This window comes from Hungatella sp. (assembly GCF_046966825.1).
In genome coordinates this window covers 1-6,391 of sequence record NZ_JBKVCZ010000221.1, presented here as the reverse complement: position 1 = coordinate 6,391, position 6,391 = coordinate 1, and the positions used below count along the sequence as shown (strand labels likewise).

At 47.0% G+C, this 6,391-nt stretch carries 8 protein-coding genes and 1 pseudogene; 3 read left to right on the top strand and 6 right to left on the bottom strand.

The annotated features are described in order from the left end of the window. Window positions 1-37 precede the first annotated feature (37 nt). Window positions 38-373 carry a winged helix-turn-helix transcriptional regulator gene (locus ACLTD4_RS32530; protein WP_034858300.1) on the top strand — a complete coding sequence of 112 codons (336 nt, stop codon included), beginning with the start codon at window positions 38-40 and terminating at the stop codon, window positions 371-373. 35 nt (window positions 374-408) lie between these two features. On the opposite strand, the gene ACLTD4_RS32525 is transcribed toward ACLTD4_RS32530, so the two are convergent. Both ACLTD4_RS32525 and ACLTD4_RS32520 read right to left on the bottom strand, forming a co-directional pair. Beyond that, window positions 409-804 (bottom strand): pyridoxamine 5'-phosphate oxidase family protein, encoded by a 396-nt coding sequence (locus tag ACLTD4_RS32525; protein ID WP_006780166.1) that lies wholly within the window; start codon window positions 802-804, stop codon window positions 409-411. A 162-nt stretch (window positions 805-966) separates the two neighbouring features. Further along, window positions 967-1,962: an SPL family radical SAM protein gene (locus ACLTD4_RS32520; RefSeq protein WP_006780165.1), complete on the bottom strand. Its 996-nt coding sequence runs from the start codon at window positions 1,960-1,962 to the stop codon at window positions 967-969. Between the two features lie 150 nt (window positions 1,963-2,112). Here ACLTD4_RS32520 and ACLTD4_RS32515 point away from each other — a divergent pair, with 150 nt between their 5' ends. Continuing rightward, window positions 2,113-2,355 carry a helix-turn-helix domain-containing protein gene (locus tag ACLTD4_RS32515; RefSeq protein ID WP_006780164.1) on the top strand — a complete coding sequence of 81 codons (243 nt, stop codon included), beginning with the start codon at window positions 2,113-2,115 and terminating at the stop codon, window positions 2,353-2,355. An 83-nt stretch (window positions 2,356-2,438) separates the two neighbouring features. Here ACLTD4_RS32515 and ACLTD4_RS32510 read toward each other — a convergent pair whose 3' ends face one another. The 3 genes from ACLTD4_RS32510 to ACLTD4_RS32500 all read right to left on the bottom strand — a co-directional run bounded on the left by ACLTD4_RS32510 (window position 2,439) and on the right by ACLTD4_RS32500 (window position 5,434). Further along, window positions 2,439-4,139 carry a M56 family metallopeptidase gene (locus tag ACLTD4_RS32510; RefSeq protein WP_006780163.1) on the bottom strand — a complete coding sequence of 567 codons (1,701 nt, stop codon included), beginning with the start codon at window positions 4,137-4,139 and terminating at the stop codon, window positions 2,439-2,441. A gap of 1 nt (window position 4,140) precedes the next feature. After that, on the bottom strand, window positions 4,141-4,518 hold the full coding sequence (locus ACLTD4_RS32505; RefSeq protein ID WP_006780162.1) for a BlaI/MecI/CopY family transcriptional regulator: 378 nt from the start codon (window positions 4,516-4,518) through the stop codon (window positions 4,141-4,143). A 91-nt stretch (window positions 4,519-4,609) separates the two neighbouring features. Next, window positions 4,610-5,434, bottom strand: a complete 825-nt coding sequence (locus ACLTD4_RS32500; protein ID WP_006780161.1) for a pentapeptide repeat-containing protein — start codon at window positions 5,432-5,434, stop codon at window positions 4,610-4,612. 136 nt (window positions 5,435-5,570) lie between these two features. Between ACLTD4_RS32500 and ACLTD4_RS32495 the strand changes: the two genes are divergently transcribed. After that, window positions 5,571-6,125 (top strand): TetR/AcrR family transcriptional regulator, encoded by a 555-nt coding sequence (locus tag ACLTD4_RS32495; protein ID WP_006780160.1) that lies wholly within the window; start codon window positions 5,571-5,573, stop codon window positions 6,123-6,125. A 72-nt stretch (window positions 6,126-6,197) separates the two neighbouring features. Here the strand turns inward: ACLTD4_RS32495 and ACLTD4_RS32490 are convergent. Further along, window positions 6,198-6,391 (bottom strand): annotated as a pseudogene (locus tag ACLTD4_RS32490) (collagen-like protein); the annotation flags it as partial.

Sequence of the window (6,391 nt, the reverse complement as noted above, 5' to 3'; positions counted from 1 at the left end):
TGTATATCCTTTCATATACTATTAGGAGGTATGTATGATGAATTCCGAAAGAAAAATACCGGACTGCCCGGTGGAACTGACCCTTCAGCTGATTGGGGACAAGTGGAAGGTTCTGATTATCCGGGATTTGATGACAGGGACGAAGCGGTTCAGTGAATTGATGAAATCTGTCACCGGCATTACCCAGAAGGTACTGACCAGCCATCTGCGAAGTATGGAGGCGGACGGGCTTCTCACACGGAAGGTCTATCCTGAGGTGCCGCCCCGGGTGGAGTACACGCTGACCGAGACCGGCTTCAGCTTAAAGCCCATCATGGACTCCATGGTGGCCTGGGGCAACGGGTACCGGGAACAGTTAAACCAGGAAGACTGATGCTCTTCCTGGTTTTTTACAGTACTATTGTGGCTTTAAAATGTATAGGGCGGATTACCGGAGAAATCGGCAATCAGGCCGTGGGCATTTTCCAGGTAAAACACTTCGAAAATCGGGTTTTCCGGGGTCTCGTACTGGCTCTTGACGATTGGATTTTCCAGCGCGCCTTTCTTTATCTCCATATTGTTCTCAAAAACGGCTCTGCCGTGAAGGCGAATCCAGGCGTACTCCGGGCTGGAGACGGACACCTCCACTTCCGGGTTGGCCTGCATATCCTTGTATACCTCTTTGGTATTGTTGGTGCAGAACCACAGTTTTCCCTCTCTCTCAAAACAGAACATGAACGGACGGCATTTCGCCTTCCCATCTCTTCCAACGGTTGCCAGGTACTGCACCGGATTTGCCTGCAAAAATTCTACTACTCTCTTCATCTTTGTCTGCTCCTTTTCTCTGCATCGTTATATTGTTGAGAAATGGCCATTTCCTATGGTTCTATTATAGGCCCCTGCAGTTTTGATGGGAAGTACGCACTTTTAAGTGGGATAGGCACCGGAGGGAGGGCCTGTTTCCCAAGGGATACTATTGGAGAAATGTCAGCTGATATACAGGATATGCATATCACCGAGAATCCGCTTGATTTCACCCCGAAGATATGTTTCCGCCTCCGCTCTCACCTCCGGCCGGTAGCAGTAACGGCCGCGGCCTCTTCCCGTCATCTGCTCCGTGTCATAAAGCTCCGGAGCGTTTGGAAATGCTTCGCTGTTGATGGCACGGTGAATGTAGGAGTAGGTCATCAAAATGATTTCTAAGAACATCTGGTTTCTGGCTTTTTCGGTCAGACCGTCCCGCAGTTCTTCCAGCAGACCGGTGTACAGCATTTTCCAGTTCTCCGTCAGGATGACTGGGGCGATCAGGAGACCGCAGGGGTATCCGGCTTCACACATCTTGTTCACCGCCTCGATTCGTTTTGACAGGCTGGAGGTTCCAAGCTCTATTTTACTGATGATGGGCTGGGGATTGACGCTCATGCGGAAGATGGTTTTGCCCTGGTGGGGCAGGTCCAGCAAGGGGTCCACCATATGGAATTTTGTGGGAAATGTGATGCTGCCGGTTCCCTCTCTGGCAAAGCGTGGAATCGTATAGAGCAGGTTGCCGGTGATGGTATTTTCCAGGACTAAATCGCTGTTACTGCCAATCTCGAAGGTGAGGGGGATTTCGCTTTTCTGGCCCCGCTTGATGATGCGGTCCAGCATCTGCTCCCGGTTGACGAAGAGACGGAGGTAGGCGCATTTGTTGTAGTTGCAGACCAGATAACAGTAGAGACACATGGCGGTGCAGCCGGAGGAGGTGTAGGGCACCAGGTAGTCCGACACCTTCTGATTTTCCACATATTTGTGGGTTTTCCGGATGCCTACGATCAGATTGCGCTTCATTTTACCGAACTCAGAGTTTGGTTTCTCCTGCATTTCCTTGATGGAATTGTGACTGTCGATGGGAATCCAGGGGAGGTCTTTGAATGTCTCCCGAAGCTGCTCCCCCAGTGGATAAGCCAGACTGTCCGGCTCGTAGTAGACGGCGTTGAATTTCATAACTGATTCCTCTCTTTCCTGGATAAATGAGTTTACTTCCAGTATCTCCGGCGGGGAGGAAACTATCCCATCCACAAATCTGGAATATTTGGCATATTGCATGTAATAAGTATGTCAATTGTGGTATAATCAGTAGCAAGAGGGACGACTATGCAGAAAAAAGAGATTATTGAAATAACAGATTATCCAATCTACTATGTAGACATCATGCCTGTTATGGAAGCCAAAGGCATCTCTAAGAATTCGCTCTGCCGAATGACTGGGATTGCATATAATGCTTTACAGAGATATTGCAAATCAGAAATAAAAAGAGTGGATTTAGATGTAATATCAAGAATTTGTAAGGCTTTAGAATGTGATATTTCAGAAATTATTATTAAGGACGAAGATTGACAGCCGGATTTTTCGAATCTGGCTGTTAAATTTTGCGCAAAAGGCCCCGGGCCAATTTGGCCCGAGGTCTTACTTGGTTGGATTTAATTGGAATACCGTTCGTTTATTCTTTTTTCTACTCGTTCTTCCAATCCATCCGGCGCCTTCTCTTCCATGTCCGCCAAGACGGCTTTATATTCCTGCGCCTTCCCATCTGATATGCTCTCCACACCGGTTATCTGGCCGGAGGTATCACGAATCACGGACAGATTTACCGTTCCGTTCTCATCGGTCCAGAACGTGGTAAACCCGCCTGCCGCATCCTGATCGACGAGCATTTTCACACGCTGGCCGTTGGAATACAATGCTCCATCTGCCGCTGAATAGGTGATACCAAATGGCTCATACTGCTCGAATTTACTCTCGCCTTCCTGAACATTTTCCTGCGCCTTCGCATATTCCTGCTCCTGCACCGGCTCGTTGACTGCAAAGTTTCCGCTGATGCCTTCTGCAAAATACGTGTCCTGGTATTCCTGTGCCTTCTGCTCTGAAATGGGCTCAATTCCCGCAATCTCACCGTCAGCATTTCTGACAGCCGACAGATTCAAAGTCCCGGCTCCATCCAGATAGAACGCCCACGATTCCGCCGCCTCATCTACAAACAGCCGCACGGGCTGGCCCTCATAGAGCAGCTTTGTGCCGTCCTCCGAAATGGTAATTCCAAAACCGGCATATGCGCCATAAATATCGGGATTCGGAACAAATGAAACTCCCAGATGAGCATTAATCATGGTGTCATCCTTCGTCATTTCCACCGGAGGCTTTGTCTCCGCATTTGCCACTACGACTGCCCCCGTTCCCATTGTGAGCACCACAACGCCACAGATAACGGCTATACCTGCCTTCTTTTTTCCCATATCCATAATTGAAAAAATCCGCTCTTTCATGCCTTTTTTACCTCCATAAAAATTAGTTGATAACACGGTTTTCAGTTTTGACTGGTATCTGATGACCCCGATAATGGTCTCGCTGTAAAACAGGCGGGTATCCGCATCTTCCGCACGGACCACTTCCCCGTCGCAGGACAGTTCACACTGGATATCAATTACTTTTGCCATCAGGTACACGATAGGGTTAAACCAATGGATGGCGCTCGCCACCAATACCAGGAATTTATACCAGATATCTTTTCTTTTATAATGAATCAACTCATGCTTCAATATAAACCGAAGTTCCTCTTCTCCCAAGTCCATTTCCGGCAACAGAATCCGGGGCCTTGCAATGCCGATCAGCATGGGGCTTCCTATGCTGCCGCACAACTCCAGGCCAATATCATGCGTGATACCCATCTGCGTTTTCAGCTCCCGGACAAGCGCCAGCGTCCCTTCGTCCGTGACATTCCTGCTCCATCGCGCCGTCAGCTTTAAGAAGCGGTAATGTTTGATTCCGTGGTAGACAAGAAATACAATCACCCCCGCCAGCCATATCACGGCCGCGGCCTGCCACCAGGAGATTGTGCTTATGGCGGACGGTACAACATTTGAAACAGGGCCCGTTACCTGCATCCCGTTCCCAGGCCGGATAACAGGTGCGGCTGTACGCCCCGGCATGGGAACCTTGACAACAGGATTACCAAAATGAGGGCGGAACGGGATAATCAGTCCCACTACAATGACAAGCCACGTGTAATAACGGCCGGCAGCGGAATAATGCTTTGTCAAAAATGGCGTCAGGAACATATAAAACAGCGCAAGCGCTGACATATTGACGGAACACAGAAGCAATGTCGTCATTAAGTTCTTCATCCTAATTCCTCCGTTCTTTCGCCCATGTCAGCAACTCATCAATATCACTGTCACTCAAAGCTTCATCCTCGTACAGTGTATTGATCAGGTTAAACAGGGAGCTGTCATGATACTGCTTCAAAAAGCTGCCAGTCTCAAATTTTAAGTAATCCTCCCGGTTTATGAGTGGGTAATAATACCGCTCCTTCCCGTGTTTTTCCGAGCGAAGGAAACCGCGCTCTACCAGGCGCAGCATCAGGGAAACGATGGTCTGTATCTTCCACTCCTTCTCTTTCTCCAGCTGCTCTCTGATAACCGTCGTCGTCACAGGCGGTTCCATGGCCCACACCACTTTCATGATGTCAAACTCCGCGTCCGGCAGTTTCTTTATGTTATCCATTTGATCGCCTCCTTTTAAGACAATTGTCTTTTCTTATATACTACATCTGTCTTAAACGAATGTCAAGGGTATTTTAAAAATAGTTTTCTTCCTAGAGCCATACAACTGGCATGATCAGATGTTCCGGTATGCGGGTATTCCGGTTTCCGATTGCTGCATTTATCTGTCCCTGTGTCAAAAAATTACATTCACTTAAATCAGCATTTTTTATATTGGCATCCCGCATATCGGCTCCAAGAAAATTACAACCAGTCAAATCGCATGCCTCGAAATTAGCCGCAATTAAAAGTGTGGAACTGAAGTCACAGCCGTTCAGTTTGGATTTTCGAAAATGATGCCCCATATAATCTTTTTTCTTTGTTATTTTAGCGGGACTGGCAATCTGCTCTCTTACCATCTGCCATGCCTGATTCAGTAATGTGTTTATGTTTGTTCTAAGCAGCCCCATATCGTCATCCAGAATTTTTTGTGGAGAAGATTTCAAAAGAAGATGTAATTCCTCTAAATAATGATCCGCTTCCTCCCACAGCGCCTGTGCAGGCAGAAGTGTTTTCACTTCTGAAATGTACCATAATGTTTGCTGCAGATAGAATATTTTCACAAATACATCAAATTCCTCCTGGGCCGCGCCTGGGTTGGATTTCCAATTTTCCTCTCCATACAGGCGGGTTACCATCTGCCCCGCACCGCAGCAATCGTAGGCCAGACATCCTTTCATCTGTCTAGACTGCAATTCCCCGTGAATGGAGCAGCAAAAATTGCTGTCCAAATAGCGGCATGGTGTTCCGGCGGCTTTATCAGCAGGAAAGCCATCATATTTAGAAAAGTATAACGCCACGCAGCAAAGGCCGCTGCATTCCTTACATGAAATCCGAAATTCATGGAATATATCAGAATCGTATTGATGAAGTTTCAACTTGTACCTCCTTACAAATGTGTGTCTCACTTGTGCCACTTCTTTTATCATAGTATAATGGGTAAAAAATATACCGTCAATCGCTCGAAACCAAGTGCTACATCCAAGTAAATAATGTGACACAAAAGGAGACCACATGAAAAAGTCAAATCCAATAGCGGAACAATCGAAACAATGGCTGGCCCAATCACTCTTTGATTTAATGGAAAAGCAAAATTATTCGGAAATTACAATCACAGAAATTTCGGAAAATGCCCAGCTTGCCCGACGGACATTTTACCGAAATTTCCGTTCTAAAGAGGATGTGGTCATCTATTCCTGCACACAGCTATGTGAGAGCTATATGAGATATTTAGATGAGGATATGGAATATTCGATACGACATATCATCCAGGTTTATTTTACCTTTTGGCAGGAACATATCGACTACCTGACAGTATTGACCGATCATCACCTGATATGTCATTTAATTGATGTTTCCAATGAATACTGGCCGCAGATATATGGGCGTTTTAGAGAATATTGGAAAGCCGATTGCTCCGATAAAGAATTAGAATATTGTCTGCTTTTTAATATGGGGGGACTTTGGAATCTTTTAATGAAATGGCTGTATGACGAAAATCGAGAGACCCCCCTTGAAATGGAACGCATGATTCATAAATCGCTACATTATTTTATGAAAAGTATCTAAATGAACTATTGGTGGAACAGGGGCTGCGTACGAATTGTTTCGCGCGCAGCCCCTTAAAGTTTTGAGTTTTGACTATGCTGTCGTCACGGCAATCGGAGTTGTCGTTCCGTCATCCAGGGTTGCGGTTCCGCCTGTAATTGCACCGGTTCCCGTATCCAGGGTGAGCGTAATTGCAGTGATACTGGTGCCCCTGGCGCCAGTGGGACCAGTGACACCATCGGCTCCTGTTGGACCTGTTGGCCCCATGGCTCCGTCCGCTCCTGTCG

Coding starts and splice junctions, on each gene's coding strand:
- ACLTD4_RS32530 (WP_034858300.1), top strand. CDS start 38: ATGAATTCCGAAAGAAAAATACCGGACTGCCCGGTGGAACTGACCCTT.
- ACLTD4_RS32525 (WP_006780166.1), bottom strand. CDS start 804: ATGAAGAGAGTAGTAGAATTTTTGCAGGCAAATCCGGTGCAGTACCTG.
- ACLTD4_RS32520 (WP_006780165.1), bottom strand. CDS start 1,962: ATGAAATTCAACGCCGTCTACTACGAGCCGGACAGTCTGGCTTATCCA.
- ACLTD4_RS32515 (WP_006780164.1), top strand. CDS start 2,113: ATGCAGAAAAAAGAGATTATTGAAATAACAGATTATCCAATCTACTAT.
- ACLTD4_RS32510 (WP_006780163.1), bottom strand. CDS start 4,139: ATGAAGAACTTAATGACGACATTGCTTCTGTGTTCCGTCAATATGTCA.
- ACLTD4_RS32505 (WP_006780162.1), bottom strand. CDS start 4,518: ATGGATAACATAAAGAAACTGCCGGACGCGGAGTTTGACATCATGAAA.
- ACLTD4_RS32495 (WP_006780160.1), top strand. CDS start 5,571: ATGAAAAAGTCAAATCCAATAGCGGAACAATCGAAACAATGGCTGGCC.